Origin of the sequence: Terrisphaera buseokensis (assembly GCF_047521145.2) — a bacterium.
Lineage (GTDB): Bacteria > Verrucomicrobiota > Verrucomicrobiia > Opitutales > Opitutaceae > ER46.
In genome coordinates, this window is the sequence record NZ_CM134186.1 from 3,982,624 (window position 1) to 4,000,289 (window position 17,666).

A 17,666-nucleotide genomic window follows, 5' to 3' on the forward strand; every position below is an offset into this window, starting at 1 on the left:
ACTCGTGGATAATTGATGTGGAATGCTGTATCATTAACGTTCGTTAATATTTACGTTCTATTTTTCCCGGGAACTATTACTCTATTTTGCAGACAATGCGCTTGTCGATCGTGGCGAAGTAGTCCGTCGATTGATATAACGCATGAAGGCACTCATATCCCACCGCTGGCCGTTCCCCCTCGTCGCCGCCCTGGCCCTCGTCACCCCGCGCGGTTCGCGCGGCGAGCAGACGCTGGCCTACAAGTACGCCGACTACCGCGAGGCCGACGGACGCGTCAGCGTGCAGACGCAGAGCGCGCTGCTCTCATCCGATTTCGGCCTCGCGTGGCACGCGAAGGTCACGGGCACGCTTGACGCCATCACGGGCGCAACCCCGACCGGACAGCTTGCTCCGGCCGGCAGCACGCAGGTGCCGCTGTCCACCCTCCACGACCGGCGCAAGGCCTGGACCGCCGATCTCGCCCGCCAGCTGCCCCGCGTGAACCTTGCCGTCGGCTTCGGCAATTCGCGTGAAAGCGACTACGTCTCCAATGGCTGGTCGTTGAACGCCGTCACCGACTTCAACCAGAAGAACACCACGCTGCTCACCGGCGTGGCCGGGACGCACGACGACGTGAAGGTCTTCTTCCAATCCGACCGCGCCAGGAAGCGCACGAACGATGTCATCGTCGGCGTCACCCAGTTGCTCGACCGCCGCACTGCCGTCACCTTCAACGTCACGTGGGGCCGGGCCACCGGCTACATGAGCGATCCCTACAAGCTCGTGCAGAAGGACGTCGAGATCATCCCTGACCTCTTCCTCACCCGCACGTTTCGCGAGAACCGGCCGGGTGCGCGCAACAAGGGCATCGCGCTGCTCGCGCTGAACCGCTCGTACGCCGAGCTGAACGGTGCGGTCGACGCCACGTACCGTTACTACCGGGACACCTTCGGCACCGCCGCCCACACCGTGGACGTCGCCTGGCTCCAGCGGATCGGCAGCCAGGTGATCGTCAGTCCTGGAATTCGGCTATATAGTCAGAGCGCAGCAGACTTCTATTACTATAATATGAACCGCACGCCGATCACGCCGGTCAACACGCCGCGCGAAGGCACGCCTCACTACTCCTCGGACTACCGCCTGTCCGCAATGCGCACGAGCAATCTGGCCCTGAAGCTCATCTGGACTCCGGCCACGTGGATCAAACTGGACGGAGCCATCGAGCACTATGTCATGCGCGGCCGCGACGGTGTCACACCGCAGAGCGCCTACGCCCGCGCCACCACGTTCACCATCGGCGCAACGCTCACCCGTTAACGCGAGCCACGAAACATCAACCCATCCGCATCACCATGTCATCGCGCCCATCCCTCCGTTCCCGCCTCATCACCCTGCGTCCCGGTCCTTTTGTCGCCGGCCTCGTGTGGTCCCTGCTCGCCCTCGGTTCCATCGCCCGCGCCGAGTTGAAGACCGGCGATCCGTTTCCCGCCCTCGCCTCCGCCCAGTTGTCTGGCGGCGCGGTGCCCGACTCCCAGGGAAAAATCCTGGTGGTCGATTTCTGGGCTTCATGGTGCGCGCCGTGCAAGGCGTCGTTTCCGGTGCTCGGCAAGGTGGCTACCGACTATGCGGCGCGAAAGGTGGTGCTCGTGGGCGTGAGCGTCGACGAGAGCCCGGCCGCCTATACGGCCTTCATGAAAAAATTCGCCCCGCCGTTTCCCGCGCTGCACGACGCGAGCCAGTCGCTCGTTCGGGCAGTGCAGGTGCCGACCATGCCCACGACGTATATCATCGATCGCCAGGGCCGGGTTCGCGCCATCCACACCGGTTATCACGGCGAGGCGAGTGACAAGCGGCTCCGGGCCGAACTCGACGCTCTGCTCGCCGAGAAAAGCTAGTCGAACGTCGACGCTACCATCGGCGCGCCCGCCCCGGTCGCGCCCTCGCACTGCGCGCCCAAATCCAATCCATCCCTCATGAAACATCGCCTGCTCATCTTCACCGCTCTTCTCGCCCTCGCCGGCTTCGGTCTCGGCGGCTGCGCCAACACCCCGCTGGTCCGGGTGCAACCCTGGGAACGTGCCACGCTCGCAGACTTCACCATGCGCCCTGATCGCGATCCGCTGCACACTGCCCTCGCCGAACACATCTACTTCTCGCGCGAGTCCGCCACGGGCGGTCGCGGCGTGGGTGGCAGCGGCTGCGGTTGCAACTAACGCCATCCCTTCGGCCCGAATCAACTCAAGCGGCACCGACGCGCTGCGGCCGTGCCCTGTCTCACCCAAACCGCGAATGCACTCCGACCGATGAAATTCTCCGCCAACTCCATCCGCCTGTTCCACTGGCTGCACCTGCCCGGCGCCGTGTTGCTTGCGCTCCTCCAGCGCACCCCGGCCGTCCGCGTCGTGACCACTGCGAGCGAAATCATCCTGCGTTCGCCGGCCGGCGCATTGCTCAAATCTGCCGTGGCCGCCGTGGGATCGATCGGAGCACTGCACTCGATGGCCGGTGCCACGACGCTGAGTCCGTCATCGCCCAGTCCCACGTCCGCCACCGTGGGCACGTCAAAAACGGTCGCCTTCAGCGCCATCGGCGCGCAGAGCGCGGGTGAATCCTGGGTCGTGGGCGGCAGCGTGCCGCCGGGATTGACCTTCAACAACGGCGCCAGCTCAGGCACGGTCAACACGCCCACCGGCGTGCTGATCATGTCAGGCACCCCCACCACGGCGGGCACGTATGTGCTCTCACTACGGGCTTACGAGAAGCCCAACGCCGGCGGCGCGTCGTCTCCACTTTGGTCCTACACCGTCGTCGTCACCGGTGGTGTCGCCGCAACCGCACCGTCCTTCACCACCCACCCCGCCACGCAGACTGTTACAGCCGGCGCCAACGTCACGTTCACCGTCGCGGCCACGGGTTCGCCAACCCCGACACTGCAGTGGCGGAAGAACGGCGTTAATATATCCGGCCAGACTGGAACGTCGCTCACGCTGAGTTCGGTCGCTGTCGCCGACGGCGGCAGCTACACCTGCGTCGCCACCAACAGCGTGACCTCCGTCACGAGCAATGCCGCCACCCTTACGGTCAACGCCGCCACGGTCGCGCCCGCCTTCTCCACGCATCCGACCACCCAGACCGTCACCGCCGGCGCCAACGTTACCTTTACGGTCGCAGCCACAGGTTCGCCGACGCCCACGCTGCAGTGGCAGAAGAACGGCAGTAACCTTGCCGGCCAGACCGGCACCTCGCTCACGCTGAGTTCGGTCGCGCTCGCCGACGGTGGCAGTTACACCTGCGTCGCGACCAACAGCGTGACCTCGGTCACGAGTAATGCCGCCACCCTTACGGTCAACGCCGCCACGGTTGCGCCCGCCTTCTCCACGCATCCGACCTCGCAGACCGTCACCGCCGGCGCCAACGTCACCTTCACGGTCGCAGCCACGGGTTCACCAACCCCCACGCTGCAGTGGCAGAAGAACGGAAGTAACCTTGCCGGCCAGACTGGAACGTCGCTCACGCTGAGCTCGGTCGCTGTCGCCGACGGCGGCAGTTACACCTGCGTCGCGACCAACAGCGTGACCTCGGTCACGAGTAATGCCGCCACCCTTACGGTCAACGCCGCCACGGTTGCGCCCGCCTTCTCCACGCATCCGACCTCGCAGACCGTCACCGCCGGCGCCAACGTCACCTTCACGGTCGCAGCCACGGGTTCACCAACCCCCACGCTGCAGTGGCAGAAGAACGGAAGTAACCTTGCCGGCCAGACGGGCCCGTCGCTCACGCTGAGCTCGGTCGCCGTCGCCGACGGTGGCAGCTACACCTGCGTCGCCACCAACAGCGTGACCTCCGTCACAAGTAATGCCGCCACCCTTACGGTCAACGCCGCCACGATTGCGCCCGCCTTCTCGACGCATCCCGCGGTTCAAACCGTCCCGCCGGGCACGAATGTCACCTTCACGATCGTCGCCACCGGTTCACCCACTCCGACACTGCAGTGGCAAAAGAACGGCGGCAATCTCGCCGGTCAAACGGGATCGTCGCTCACCTTGAACGCCGTCACGGCTGCCGACGCCGGCAGCTACTCGTGCGTCGCGACCAACACCGCGGGCACCGCCACCAGCAATGCAGCCACGCTCACGCTCAGCACCGTCGCCGTCGCCCCGGCGTTCACGACCCAGCCGACGACGCAAACGGTCGCGGCCGGTACCAATGTCACGTTCAGTGTTGTCGCCACGGGCTCGCCGACGCCCACGCTGCAATGGGAAAAGAATGGCGGCGCCCTCGCAGGTCAGACCGGCACCTCGCTCACCTTGACCGCGGTTACGGCGACCGACGCCGGTAGCTACACCTGCACCGCGACCAACCCGAGCGGCACTGTCACCAGTTCGGCTGCCACGCTCACGGTCAGTGCCGTCGCGCCCACGTTCACCACGCAACCGGTCGGGCAGTCCGTGAACGCCGGCACCAACGTCACCCTCACTGTCGTTGCGGCCGGATCTCCGGTGCCGACGCTCCAGTGGCAGAAGAACGGCAGCTCGCTCGCCGGCAAGACCGGCGCATCGCTGGCCCTGACGAATGTCCAGGTCGCCGATGCAGGCAGCTATACGTGTATCGCGACCAATACGGCCGGAACGGCCACCAGCAGCGCCGCCGCTCTTGCGGTGAATGCCGTCACGGTGGCACCCGCCTTCACCACCCACCCGACCTCACAGACGGTCAACGCCGGAACGACCGTCACGTTCGCCGTGGTCGCAACCGGTTCCCCGGTGCCCACGCTCCAGTGGCGCAAGAACGGCACTGTCCTCGCGGGGCAGACCGGACTCTCGCTGGTGTTGCCCAATGTCCAATCATCCGATGCGGGCAGCTATGTGTGCGTCGCCACGAACACGGTGAGTTCCGCCACGAGCAATTCCGCGACGCTGACGCTCAACGCGGTGCCCGTGCCGAACACGCCGCCCGCGTTCACCACCCAACCGGTCGCACAGTCGGTTTCTGCTGGTGCCACCGTTACGCTCACCGTCGCGGTCACCGGTTCGCCGACTCCGACGCTGCAATGGCTCAAGGACGGCAGCTCGCTCGCGGGGCAGAACAATGCGTCGCTCACGCTCACCGGTATCCAGTCCTCCGATGCAGGCAACTACACCTGCGTCGCGACCAACTCAGTCGGTGCGGTCACCAGCAACGCCGCCACCGTGAGCGTCGCCGCTGCCACCGGACCCGACAGCCGCATCAGCAACGTCTCGGTGCGCACCACGCTCGCCGCCGCGCAAACCCTTATCGTCGGCTTCACGATGCAGGGCGGCTCCAAACTCGTGCTCGTACGTGCAGTCGGCCCTGGCCTCGCCAACTTCGGCGTCACCGGGACGATGAGCGATCCGAAGCTGCTGCTCTACAAAGATGCCACGATGCTGACCCAAAACGACAATTGGGGCGGCGGTGGGAATCTCAGCACGGCGTTCGCGAGCGTCGGAGCGTTTCCGCTGACGGTCACCAGTCTCGACGCAGCGCTCATGCGTACGGTCGAAGGCGGACACACGGCGCAGGTCACCGGCCCGGTGGGCGGCAATGTTCTCGTCGAGGCCTACGATGCCGGCACCGGGGTGTCGCCGCGCTTGAGCAACATCTCCGCCCGCAATTTCGTCGGCACCGGCGGCGATATCCTCATCGCCGGCTTCACCGTCGCGGGCACCAGTCCGAAGAATCTCCTGATCCGCGCGGTCGGTCCCACGCTCGGAGTCTTCGGCGTCCCAGGCACGCTTAACGATCCGAAGCTTTCGATCTTCAACTCCGCGGGCGTCGTGATCGCGGAGAACGACACCTGGAATGCCTCGCTCGCCAGCGTCTTCTCCAGCGTCGGCGCGTTCGCCCTCGCCCCCGGCTCGAAAGACGCGGCCTTCACCCTCACGCTGCCACCCGGCGGCTACACCGTGCAGGTGTCCGGTGCCGACGGCGGGACCGGTGAAGCCTTGGTGGAGTTGTACGAGCTTCCGTAATACTGACGCGAGTCGGGGTTGAAAAGTGGCCGGACACCTGAACGCTTCAGCCCGGTGAATCCGTTCATGCCCCTGCCGCCCCCGCCACTCTCCAGCCGCCTTCGTTCGCTGTCGCGCTGGGGAGGGGCGTCGTTCCTCATTCTGCAGTCACTCGTGAGCCTGGGCGCGGCAGCAACGCCTACCCAGGCCGACTGGTCGACGTATCTCGGCAGTCCGCAGCGCAACCTCTACTCGCCGCTGCAGCAGATCACCCGCGCCAACGTCGGCCAGTTGCAGGTGGCATGGACGTACGACACCGGTGAGAAGGGCGAATACCAGGCCAACAATCTGATCGTGGGCGGCGTGCTCTACACCGCCACGCCGAGCCGCCGCGTGATTGCGCTCGATGCGGCAACGGGCCGCGAGCGCTGGCAATGGGATCCGGCGTCGACGCCCGCGGGCGCGGGCGGCCGACGCCAGCGCGGACTCGTCTTCTGGCAGAACGAAACGGGCGGCGAGAAACGTCTGTTCACCGCGGTCGGCAACCATCTCTTCGCCCTCGATCCCGACACCGGCAAACTCATCGCCAGCTTTGGCGAGCGAGGCTCGATTCAGCTCGGCAGCGGTCTCGATGTCGAAGGCACGCCGAAGGTCGGACTGAACACACCGGGCGTCGTCTACCAGGACACCTTGATCATCGGCGGCATTGGCGGACCCGGAGCCGTGCGCGGGCTCGATGTGCGCACCGGAGCACGCCGCTGGATCTTCCACTTGATACCGCGGCCCGGCGAAGTGGGCCACGACACATGGCCGCCTGAAGCCTACAAGACCGCCACGGGCGTGATGCCTTGGTCCGGCCAGGCGCTCGATGAGAAACGCGGCATTGTCTATATCGCGACAAAGACAGCCGAGCCCGATTTCTACGGCGCGGATCGCCATGGCGACAATCTGTTCGCGAACTCGCTGGTCGCCCTCGATGCGAACACCGGCAAGCGGCTCTGGCATTTTCAGATCGTTCATCACGATTTGCTCGACAAGGATCTGCCGTGCGCGCCGGTCCTGCTGACGGTGACGCAGGGAGGGAAGAAAATCGACGCCGTCGCGCAGGGCTCGAAGCACGGCCTGTTGTTTGTTTTCGATCGCGTCACCGGCCAGCCACTGTGGCCGATCGAGGAAAAGCCCGTGCCGGCATCGGAATTGCGCGGCGAACGCGCTGCCGCGACACAGCCGTTCCCCACCAAACCCGCACCGTTGATGCGCCAGCGTTACACCGAGCAGGACGTGTCACCGATCTCGCCGGAAGCGCTCGCGCTGACACAGGACCGCATCAAGCTGTCGCCGAACTTCGGTCCATTTCCCGCGCCGAGCCTGCGGGAGACGATCATGTTTCCCGGTTTTGACGGCGGCATGGAATGGGGCGGCGGAGCGGCCGATCCCGACGGCATCTACTACGTCAACGTGAACGAGATTCCGTGGATCCTGCAGATGGTGGAAACGCGTCGCGCCGACGGCTCGCCGCTGCCGCGCGGCGAACGCGATTACCTGATTCACTGCGCGGCGTGCCACGGCCTCGATCGCGCCGGTTTTCCGGCCGCGGGATTTCCCTCGCTCCTCGACGTCGCGCAACGGCGCACGCCGGAGGAAATCGTGAAGCTCACGCAGACTGGCTTCGGCCGCATGCCGGCCTTCGATCGGCTGCCTGATGCGCAACGCGCAGCGATTCTCGACTATGTCCTTGGTCGATCTGCCGCCACGGGCCGTCCCGACGAAGCCACCTCGCCCACCGCGAAGGCGACGGCGCGGAATACGCCGCCGTATGCGTTTGGTGGTTTCCGCCGCTGGACCGATCAAGCGGGCTATCCGGCGATCAAGCCGCCGTGGGGCACGTTGAACGCCGTCGATCTCAACACCGGTGAGATCAAATGGAAGGTGCCGCTGGGCGAGTACCCCGAGCTCAAGGCGCGCGGCCTCCCGCCGACGGGCACGGAAAACTACGGCGGTCCCGTGGTGACGGCCGGTGGGGTGATTTTCATCGCCGCCTCGGCCGACGAAACAATCCGGGCCTTCGACAAGACGAACGGTTCCATCCTGTGGCAGGCACCGCTCCCGTTCAGCGGCAACGCGACGCCGAGTGTCTACATGGTCGACGGCCGCCAGTTCGTGGTGATCTCGGCCGGTGGTGGAAAATCCGGGCGCCCCGCCGGCGGCAAGATTGTCGCCTTCGCGCTGCCCGCTTCGGCGGACTCCGTGCGCTAAGCGAAAAGACCCACGCAGAGGAGCTCCCGCGAATCACGCGAATGGACGCGAATTGGGACGTTGAAATTCAGTCCAGCCACTCAAGGTGTAAGTTCACTGTTTGCTGAGGGCTGATACCAATCGCTCTTTGCCTTTGGACTTTAGCCGTGGCTACGAGCGCCAGCGAGTGGCCGAACGGCCACTCGCTGGCGCTCGTAGCCACGATCGATCCAGAAGTCCAAAAGCACGGAGCGATTGGTATGAGTTCAACTTCCTCTGATTCGCGGCCTTTCGCGTCATTCGCGGGCAACTGGCGGAAGCTGCGATGCGAATGAGCCGACGACGGCTGACGGCCAGGTCAACCGCTCGGTCGCAGCGGCCCGTCGCAGGCGACGAGATCACGCAGGGCGTTCGCGGTGTACAGCACGCGCAGCTGGAGGGAATAGTTTCGGCTCTTCCCCGGCGCCAACACGGTTTCGGCGAGCGGGTGCGGATCACGCGCGCGTCCGAGCAGGGAGCCGTGAAACGGTTCCAATGCGGTGGCGTACGACCCCATCGGTCCGAAATGCTGCCAGTGCGCCAGCCGGGGCAGTGACTGGGGTGAATACGTGAGCTCCACCCCAAGCCGGCGCCGCGCGTTGATCAGTCCGACGCGGCACAGCCCATCGGTCTGCGGCTCGACGCCCACAATCACCCCGCGCTCGCCTGCTCCGGCATGAGCGGCCAGCGCCGCGGGCACGCGCTTCAACCGGTTCAGCGCCGCCGACGAAAGCGGTTGAATGATGCCCTGTCCCTCCGGCACCGGCATGGTCCAGTACTGGGCCGGGCCGCGGTAGATGAACCTCACCCCCTGATCCAGAAACGGATAGCCGAAGTTGCAGTGATAGAGCCAGTGATGCGCACTGACGGTATCGCCGACATTGGTCACTTCATCTTCAATGGTGATCTCCGGCCGGCCCAGCGTGCACCGAAGGGTGCGCCGGATTTCAAACGCCGGGCCAAACATGCGCGTGTCCCGCACGATGAGCGCGATCTCCATCTTGAGCCGGCCGCGGCGCGGGTCGGGGTTGCGAATGGTTTCCACGACGGCGGGGCTGCTTGAGTAGCGGCCGTGCAATGACGTGGGGCCGCCGGGCTCGCCGCGCGGCCCGCCCATGTATTCCGGGCCGCAGGTCGTCACCAATCCGCCCGCCCACCCGCGCAGCCACTCCGCACCCTGCTGGTAGGACGGGTTCGGTGGACGCAGGCCGTTAGGTGAAAGGAATGCCAGCCCGACGTCGTTGTAGCTGGCGTCGACGATGTCGCCGCCCCGATCGAGTGCCACGGTGAAGCGCAGGCCGGCACCCGTGTCGACCAGCGCCACGCGCACGCCACCGCCGGGGGCGTCGAGCACGCCCGTGCGAATGCCGCCGAGCTGTTGGACGTTCTCGAATTTATTCAGGTCGAACGCGGGACCCGACTTCGGCTGGACGCGACGTGGCATGGCGAGTCGTGCCTTACCAAGGCGGCAACGCCAATGTGCCGCCGTCGAGCACGATGGACGTGCCGTTGATGTAACCCGCCTCGTCGCCGAGGAGAAATGCGACCGCGTGGGCAATGTCGATCGGCTGGCCGAGCCGTCGGACTGGAATGCGTCGCGCGACGTCGGCGTAGAGTTCCTGCACCGGCTTGTCCCAGCCGGCGCAGGTCGCCGCCAGCATCGGCGTATCAATGGTTCCAGGACAGACGCCCGCGACTCGCAGCCAGCCGGCATGATCCACGGCCAGCGAACGGATCAGGGACTCGAGCGCCGCTTTCGACGCGCAGTAGAGCGCGTGGGCGGGAAAGCCGACGAAGGCCGCCACCGACGTGGTGATGACGATCACGCCCTTTCCCTGGCGCTCCATCACGGGCAGCACGTGCTTCGCGGTCCAGAAGACGCTTTTCACATTCACGTTCATCACCTTGTTCCAGACGGCCTCGTTGAAGTCGGTGACCTTGCCCTGCGCCCAGACGCCCGCGTTGCAATGCACGCCATCGATGCGGCCGTGCAGTTCCACGGTGCGCCGCATCAGGGCCTGCACGCTCTCCTCCTGGGCCACATCGGTGTAGACGAACTGCACGTTACGGCCGCCGGCCCGGAGATCCGCGGCCAGCGCCTCCCCGCTTTCGCGTTGATTGGAGGCAATCACCACGCGCGCCCCCAATTGGGCGAGATGGCGGCTGCACGCCTCGCCGATGCCAGAACTGCCGCCGGTGACGATGATGACTTTTTCGCGCAGGGACATGGGATTATTTCCAGGGCAGGTTGCTCTCGTGCTCGAAGGTCATGAACTCGAAGACCGCGCCGTCGCGCAGGACGAACGCCACGAAAAAGCCCGGCGACGGACTGAAGGGTTCGAGCAGCACGTGTTCGCCGCGCAAGGCCTCCGCCATGTCGTCAACGCGAAAACCGATGTGCGGCAGATCGCGCACCGGACCCTTGACGGGGCTGTCCTTTTCGAAACGCAAGTACTCCACCTTGTAGGGATGCTTCCGTGGATCAGTGACCCAGACTTTGGTGTCTTCGACGTAGACCTCACCCGGCTGGCTGGTGTCGGTCGGCAAACCGATGTGATGGAATTCGCGCATGGATTTCAGGGGGCTGGAGTGAAGGCGATCGCACGGTCCGCCATCCGGAAGATGTCATTTTCCGGCGCGTAGCCCAGCAGCGTGCGAGCGCGCGTGATATTGATCTCGAAGGAATGATAGTCGGGGCACCGCAACTCCACGATGGGAATCGACCGGCGCCGGGAAATGTAGTCCGCCGCGACGCGATAGTCGAAGGCCGCAGGTCCGGCGATGTTGAACGTCTGGCCGAGCGCCGACGGATTTTCGAGCAGGCGATCGAACGCCTGGATCACGTCGTCGACGTGGACAACATGGCGGCGCAACGGCGTGCCGTGAGCGTCGGTCAGCACCGGAATGCGTTCCTGTCCGGCGCGCACCAGCGCCAGCGTCGCCTCGCTCACCTCGCCGAAGCCGTGGCCCTTTTCCGCCGGACGGACATTGTGCAGCAGCGAAAAGTGTTTGAGCAGATCGCCGTCCTCGAAAACCCAGGACGAGCGCAGTACCGTGAAGGGCACTCCGTACTGGATCGAATATTGCTCCGCCATGACCTCCTCCATCACCTTCGAAAACGCGTAATGCCCCGGGTAGGCCGCGCGCGGATGATTCTCATCGATTGGGATCGGTTGCGGATAAAACCAGATGCCCAGCGCGGCGTCGCCGCCGAAGAGGATGAACTGCCGAATTTTTTGCCGCCGGCACGCCTCCAGTACGTTGAAGGTGCCCCGCACGCTGACATCGAAGAACGTCGCGGAATCCTCCTTGGCCGTCGCGAGCTGAATCACCACGTCCGCGCCCCGCACCACGGTATCCACGGCGGCGGGATCAGCGATGCTGCCCGCGACGGAGACGACGTTGGGCCCGGACACCGGCGTGCGATGCACGAGCACCCGCACCGCGAAGCCGCGTCGCGCCAGCGCCGCGAGCACGTGCCGCCCGAGCTTGCCGCCAGCACCGAAGACGGCCGCGGTGCCACCACGGCGGGGTGAGGTCGTTGTCATGAGGCGGGTCCGCTCGCGCGCGGCATGATCGGGATCGATGAGCGTGAAAATCCCGAGCACCGGCAGCGGCGGCGGGCGGCGCAAACGCGACGGCTCATCCGAGCGTGACAACCTGACCCGTGGCGGCCGACTTCTCCGCGGCGAGACACGCCCGGACCGCCTCGCGCGATTCCTCCGGCGTGATGACCGTCGGCCGCTTCCCCTGCGCGAGACAGGTGGTGAAATAAGCGAGCTCCTCACGCAACGCGCCCGACCGCACGCCGTGCAGCAGCGGCCAGTACGTGGTGTCGGGCGAGTGCCAGCCCGTCTTGTCGCAGATCGAGAAATTCGGATGCGTCTCGTGAATGTGAATCGAGCCCTCCGTGCCGATGATCTCCATGCGTTCGTCGATCTGGAACGCGGTGGTATCGGGCAGGCACCAGTTGTCCTCGAGCACGCCAATCGCCCCGCTGTCGAACCGGTACATCGTCCAGCCCAGATCGGGATTGCCGAGGTTGCGGATGTTCACCGTCTGGGCGAAGGCGCTGACGATCTTCGCGCCGGTGTACCAGAGCATCAGATCGGTGTCGTGCACGCCGTCGCCGATGATCGGCCCGATTTTCGGCAGCACCTGGGCGCCGACAAACTTCGGCAGGTTCCGGCGCGCGTAGAGCGAGACGATTTTGCCGATCTTGCCCGCGGCAATCTCCTGCTTCGCGGCGGCGTAGCGCGGATTGAACCGGCAGATGTGACCGACCATGAAGCTGCCCCGGGCCTTGTTCGCCTCGGCGACGATCAGGTCGCAGTCTGCGACGCTCGACGCCATCGGCTTCTCGAGAAATACGTGCTTGCCCGCGCGCAGGGCCGCCACGGCCGGCGCGGTGTGCTGATCCCACATCGTGACGACGCTGACCGACTCGAGTTCCGGATCCGCCAGCATCGCGGCGTAGTCGGTGAACTGGCGTTGCACGCCGAAGGTCTTGCCGACTTCGGCCAGGCGCGCGGGGTTGCGGGTGCAGAGCGAGTGCAGCTCCACGTGCGGCAGGCCGGCCAGGGCCTCGCAGTGTTTTTCACCGAACCAGCCGAGACCAATGACTCCATGGCGTATTTTTTTCATCTGAGAAAGTCGGGGAACGGGCTCACACGGGCGAAGGGGTGCACCGCGGTGAGATCGATTTCAGAGCCGGCTCCAAACAGTCGGACGCGCGCGCGTGCATCAACACAATAACTGTTTGAATCATTTCTTTTTTGTTTCACACCGCGCTTGCCCTCCGACGACGTTGGGCCTTTCCGTCAGGGATGGAAGACGCCCGCACGCCCGCGTCCCGGCCTTTGAAATCAACCACCCCGAAGCCCGACCTCGCCGCACGTTTCCGGCGCGTCGTGACGGATGCAGCGTCGGATGCCGCGCTGCCCACCACGCGGGAGTTTGCGAAGCGCTTTGGTGTCGCCAGTGCCACCGCCTACCGGCTGCTGCAACGCATGGCGAGCGAGGGCGACGTCTGGCAGCATCCGGTCAGCGGGCGCTTCTATCCCGCCGCCGCCCGCACGCTGCTCGATCGACCGAAGGCGATCGCCTGCCTGATCCGGCGGCTCGAACTGGACAGCGAGCAGTACCGCGAAATCCTCGAGGGCGTCAGTCTCGGCTGCGGTGCCTTGCATCGCACCATGCTGCTCTGGCACGACGTCCTGCTCGTCAACCATCCTGAACCGCACGAAGCACCGGTCTTTGCCACCGCGGTCCAGCAGCGCGCGATTCTCAAGGACTTTCTCGCGCGGCACGGCGAAGCCGCGGGCGGCTTCGTGCTCGATCACGTCTGGAGCGATGAGGTGCTCCGGACGCAGTTGGACCGGCTGCAACCCGCCGTGGTGTTGTTCCGCGCCTGCACCCTGCCCGAGTTGGGCAACGTCCGCGTGGATTTCCGATCAGGCGCGCTCAAGGCGCTGACGCATCTGCTCGGGCGCGGCTACGAACACATCTTGCCCATCGAACCCTTCGCGGGCGACCCGGCGGTGGGCGAGTTTTTTGCCGCGCTGGATCGCGCCGTCGACGACACGGGTTGTCGCGAGCGGCTGGGCAAAGTGGTCGCCGCCGGCACGGATCGTCAGCGCACGGCGATCATCGCAGGTGTGCAGCGCAGCAAGCGACGGACCGCGATCCTCTGCCCCGAGGACAACGTCTCGACCTTCATGCACGCCGGGCTCCGCCAAGCCGGGCTCACGCTACCGGATCAAGTCGGCCTGCTCTCCGTGATGGGCACCGACGTCGCGACCGCCGCGGGCATCACCTGCCTGCGCTACGACTTTCGCGAACTGGGCCGGCTTGCGGTCGAGGCGCTGCAAAGCCCGGTGCCCGTGCGGCACACGCTCGATCCCCAGTGGGTGGCCGGCACGACGACCTGACGCATCGACCGCACCGATCTCCGTCGCAGGTCGACGTCAACCCATTCAGGCCAGCCGCCACTTCGCCTGGCGCAGCACGGCGAGTTTGGGCTGGGCCATGGTTTCATACCACACGGTCAACAAGGTGCCGTCGGCCAGCTCCACGGTACTCGGATAACCGAGATCACCATTCATGCCGTCGGCGGAAATCACGAACTCTTCTCCCCAGGTCCGGCCATGATCGGCGCTGACCCGGGCCCGATTGCCATACGGCGCGCGGCGGTAACCATAACTCATCAGCAGCCGGTGATCGCGCAGGCGCAGCAGGTGCGAAGGCAGGCCGTAGCAGATCGGGCGCGGCTCGCTCCACGTGCGTCCGCCATCCGTCGAATCGGACTGGAGCGTCCAGCCGGTGTTGGCCGGATTGTGATTCCGAATCTGCGCGATGATCGTGCCGTTCGCCGCCTCGACGGCGTGGAGTTCATGATAGCCGGAAGCCTTGTCGTCCTTGCGCGCGGGGATTTCCGCCAGCCATTGCCAGCTGAGGCCGTCATCGGCCGAGACCGCGACACCGATCTTCCGCTCCTTCGACCACAGTTGCTTTCCGGCATAGAGCAGGCGGCCGTCGTTGAGTTGAATCGGACCGTGCGGACTGTTCACCACCGTGGGAATCCGCGTGGACCACGACCGGCCACCGTCGGTCGAGCGAATCAACCACTCCCCGAGTTCCGCCTTGCGCTCCGCGTCAGTGAGCCGCGCGTGCGCCGCCTGCCACTTCGCCACTTGCTCCGCGGGCATGCGTTTCGAAACCCAGCCCGTGTCCTTGAGATCCTCGAACACACTCGCTTTCTGCAGATGCGTTTCGTACGCGAGCGAAGTAAAGGTGGTGACCAGCAGCGCGCCCTTCGCCGTCTCGACGACGCCCGAGTCGCGGTCGTCCGTGGCACTGTCCAGCAACACGCGCGGGAAACTCCACGTCGCGCCCTCGTCGCGCGAGGTCATCGCGTGCACCTGGCCGAACGGATCGACATGCGACTCGCGGCCGCCGGACCACGAGACCCAGAGTTCGCCATTCCGCCGTCGTGCCACCGTCGGCCAGCCGTGATAAAACTCGGGCTGCTGCGAAATCACCTTCGTCTCGAGCAGCGTCGCCTTTGCTTCCGCCGCGCGTGAAATCCACGGGGCGGCAACAACGGCGGCGGTCAGCTGCGCGGATCGCGCGAGAAAGGAGCGGCGGGTGGTGGGCATGGCGACGAGGGCGATGACTCGGAACTGAACGAGAATCGGAGTGCGACAGCCGGGATCAACCGGCCGGAGTAATGCGGGCGAAGCCAAACGAATCCCGGGCCGGGTGGGAAGAACCAAGGATGCCACCGGACAGATCGTGACCGCGCGGGTGATACGTTGTGACGCAGACCAGCTAATCCCAAATCAACAGCCTGAAATCATTCGGCGGGACGTGAAGTTCAACCGCGCCCGAAGCTGTCACCGGCAGTGGGCGATTGGTCACGGCATCGCGCACGCGGCCCTGCCCGACTTTGGGCGCGATCCCCTCCGTGACGGCTGCCGCACTCCAATTGGCTGCGACCATGAAACACCGCCCGCCGGAACTCGGGACGTACAGCGCGACTTTCAGCGCATGGCCGCCTTCCCGGAGCTGCGGCCCCGATTCCCACGGGCCGACAAAGGTCGCTTCGTGAAAGCCAGGAAAGCGGTTCTGCGCCGCGATCACGGCGTCGAGCGTCGCCCGGTGATTGCGCATGTACGACAGCGAGACATCGCACACCAGCGTCCGCGCGAGCAGCGTGCGAGTGCGGTCCGCAGCCACATCCGGGTGCTTCGCCATCAACGCGTCGTTCCACTTGATGACCTGGGAAAGCAGCATGTTGATGAAGCCCCGTCGCTGGGAATACTGGGCCTCCCACATCACGTCCGGCAGCTTGCTGTAATCAGGCACATAGGCCGAAAGGTCCGTCCGCGCCTTCTCCACCGTCCATCCGGGCCCCTTGAACATCCGGTTCAACGCCTCCCCGGTGAGAATGGCGTCGGCAAATCCACTCACCACGACCGGCGTCTGCACCTGGTGCAGCATGATGAAAAACTCGGGATTCCGGGCCTTGAGCGCGATCCAGACCCGCTTCATCAGCGCACGTTGGGCGAACAACGGATAGAACTGCCCGCCCTGCGCCACCCACGCTCCACCCGAATGCAGCGGATTGCGCGAAGGGTGATGAGGCGAGCCGAAGTCCCAGTAAAGCGCCTCGATCCCCCAGCGGTCGACGGCCTGCGCATATTCCCACACCAGGAAGTCCTGAAAACTTTTGGGTTCGGGATTGATGTGAATGATGGAGACCGCTCCCTGCGGCAGGCCAAGTGCGGCGGCGAAATTCGGGTTGCGCGATACCGCCCGCGGATTCCCCGTCTGCCAGATAGGCGCGTACTCTTTCCACTCCCCGCGCGGCAGCGCGCCGGGCATCCCATACAACGTGCCATACGGCATGTAGCGTACACCGGAACCGTCCCGCACCTGCGCGCCGGGACGCGTGGGAATCAACTCGGGGAGACCGCGGTACTGGATCGAAAAATCCGGATGATTCATCGCGTACAACCGGTCGACGCCGCGCTCGAACGGCGCATCGGTCAGGCGAGCGCCGATCAGCCGCACGCGCCGCCAGTCGGCGGGCAACGCCTTCACCGGCGTCGGCAGCAGCGCAAACTTCAAGCGATACGGCTGATTCAGTCGCAACTGTTCCGTGACCACGCGCGCCTGGAACGTCGCTCCGGCAGGCGACGGCTCAATCGTGATCGCGTCCTTTGCCCGACGCGGCGACCACCCCTCGTCGGTTTCGCAGATCCATTCGGCCCCCACGTCGTGATTGCCGATCCACACCGTCGGGTTGAACGGAAAGCTCACCGTCCGATCGACCTGGCCGAAGGCATCGAAGAAGTCCGCCGGATCAACCGACTGCCGATCGTAGTCATAGCTGACGTACCGCGAATAAAACAGCGGCACCCCCGCCGCCCACGGCAGTTCCACCACCAGTCGATTCAGCCGCACCTCGCGCGTCGGCGTGATGGTGAGCGCCACCATCCACAGTCCGTCGTACTCCAGCGTCATCTCCGCCTCGGCCCGATACGCAGGGCGCGACGCCGCGACCCGCCAGCGCACCCGGTCGTCCGCGACCTCCTGCACTTCGACGGATGGCTCCCCGGCAAAGGGATCCTCCTGATCGATGACCAAATCGAGACGCGGCGGCCGGGCGAACAGCGCGCGACCCTGGCTGGTGATTTGCGCGGGCAACACCCGCATGCCGTCGAAGGTCCGCCCCCAAACCGCCAGGCGTTCGCGCTCCCTCCGAATCGGAGTCCACGGTGCCGGCACCACGCGTTCCAAACCCAGGGAGTTGTTCTCCCAAGGATAACCAAACGCCGGATACGGCCCGTTGATCGACGCCGGCGAACCGGCGTCCGCCGCGAAGCCACCACCCGCTCCGCCCAGGACCAATGCAGCCAGCAGCCGCAGCATCGCGCCGC

General features: G+C 65.6%; 13 protein-coding genes. 6 read left to right on the forward strand and 7 right to left on the reverse strand.

The genetic code is table 11. The features are described 5' to 3' along the window. Nucleotides 1–142: 142 nt before the first annotated feature. From ACLJEU_RS14920 to ACLJEU_RS14940, 5 genes are all read left to right on the forward strand, one after another. The gene (locus ACLJEU_RS14920) at nucleotides 143–1,297 is read left to right on the forward strand and encodes a DUF3570 domain-containing protein (RefSeq protein ID WP_414661649.1); all 1,155 of its coding nucleotides are present in this window, start codon (nucleotides 143–145) and stop codon (nucleotides 1,295–1,297) included. A 35-nt stretch (nucleotides 1,298–1,332) separates the two neighbouring features. Further along, the gene (locus ACLJEU_RS14925) at nucleotides 1,333–1,875 is read left to right on the forward strand and encodes a TlpA family protein disulfide reductase (protein ID WP_414661648.1); all 543 of its coding nucleotides are present in this window, start codon (nucleotides 1,333–1,335) and stop codon (nucleotides 1,873–1,875) included. A 78-nt stretch (nucleotides 1,876–1,953) separates the two neighbouring features. Next, nucleotides 1,954–2,193, forward strand: coding sequence for a DUF4266 domain-containing protein (locus ACLJEU_RS14930; protein WP_414661647.1), 240 nt, complete (start codon nucleotides 1,954–1,956; stop codon nucleotides 2,191–2,193). Nucleotides 2,194–2,283: 90 nt separating this feature from the next. Further along, a complete protein-coding gene (locus tag ACLJEU_RS14935) occupies nucleotides 2,284–5,970 on the forward strand; it encodes a beta strand repeat-containing protein (protein ID WP_414661646.1) in 3,687 nt (1,228 codons plus the stop codon). Nucleotides 5,971–6,036: 66 nt separating this feature from the next. Then, on the forward strand, nucleotides 6,037–8,205 hold the full coding sequence (locus tag ACLJEU_RS14940; protein ID WP_414661645.1) for an outer membrane protein assembly factor BamB family protein: 2,169 nt from the start codon (nucleotides 6,037–6,039) through the stop codon (nucleotides 8,203–8,205). Nucleotides 8,206–8,542: 337 nt separating this feature from the next. Here ACLJEU_RS14940 and ACLJEU_RS14945 read toward each other — a convergent pair whose 3' ends face one another. The 5 genes from ACLJEU_RS14945 to ACLJEU_RS14965 are packed head-to-tail and all read right to left on the reverse strand — an operon-like array spanning nucleotide 8,543 to nucleotide 12,867. After that, nucleotides 8,543–9,667 carry a DUF4432 family protein gene (locus ACLJEU_RS14945; protein ID WP_414661644.1) on the reverse strand — a complete coding sequence of 375 codons (1,125 nt, stop codon included), beginning with the start codon at nucleotides 9,665–9,667 and terminating at the stop codon, nucleotides 8,543–8,545. A 13-nt stretch (nucleotides 9,668–9,680) separates the two neighbouring features. Then, nucleotides 9,681–10,451 (reverse strand): SDR family NAD(P)-dependent oxidoreductase, encoded by a 771-nt coding sequence (locus ACLJEU_RS14950; protein ID WP_414661643.1) that lies wholly within the window; start codon nucleotides 10,449–10,451, stop codon nucleotides 9,681–9,683. Nucleotides 10,452–10,455: 4 nt separating this feature from the next. Beyond that, nucleotides 10,456–10,794: a VOC family protein gene (locus ACLJEU_RS14955; protein WP_414661642.1), complete on the reverse strand. Its 339-nt coding sequence runs from the start codon at nucleotides 10,792–10,794 to the stop codon at nucleotides 10,456–10,458. A gap of 5 nt (nucleotides 10,795–10,799) precedes the next feature. Beyond that, nucleotides 10,800–11,855, reverse strand: a complete 1,056-nt coding sequence (locus ACLJEU_RS14960) for an NAD-dependent epimerase/dehydratase family protein (protein ID WP_457795241.1) — start codon at nucleotides 11,853–11,855, stop codon at nucleotides 10,800–10,802. Nucleotides 11,856–11,865: 10 nt separating this feature from the next. Further along, entirely contained in the window at nucleotides 11,866–12,867 is a 1,002-nt protein-coding gene (locus ACLJEU_RS14965; protein WP_414661640.1) for a Gfo/Idh/MocA family protein, read from the reverse strand. Between the two features lie 215 nt (nucleotides 12,868–13,082). Between ACLJEU_RS14965 and ACLJEU_RS14970 the strand changes: the two genes are divergently transcribed. Next, on the forward strand, nucleotides 13,083–14,153 hold the full coding sequence (locus ACLJEU_RS14970) for a substrate-binding domain-containing protein (RefSeq protein ID WP_414661639.1): 1,071 nt from the start codon (nucleotides 13,083–13,085) through the stop codon (nucleotides 14,151–14,153). 45 nt (nucleotides 14,154–14,198) lie between these two features. Here the strand turns inward: ACLJEU_RS14970 and ACLJEU_RS14975 are convergent, their stop codons facing one another. Both ACLJEU_RS14975 and ACLJEU_RS14980 read right to left on the reverse strand, forming a co-directional pair. Then, a complete protein-coding gene (locus ACLJEU_RS14975; RefSeq protein WP_414661638.1) occupies nucleotides 14,199–15,380 on the reverse strand; it encodes a sialidase family protein in 1,182 nt (393 codons plus the stop codon). A gap of 172 nt (nucleotides 15,381–15,552) precedes the next feature. After that, nucleotides 15,553–17,658, reverse strand: coding sequence for a glycoside hydrolase domain-containing protein (locus ACLJEU_RS14980; RefSeq protein WP_414661637.1), 2,106 nt, complete (start codon nucleotides 17,656–17,658; stop codon nucleotides 15,553–15,555). Nucleotides 17,659–17,666 lie beyond the last annotated feature (8 nt).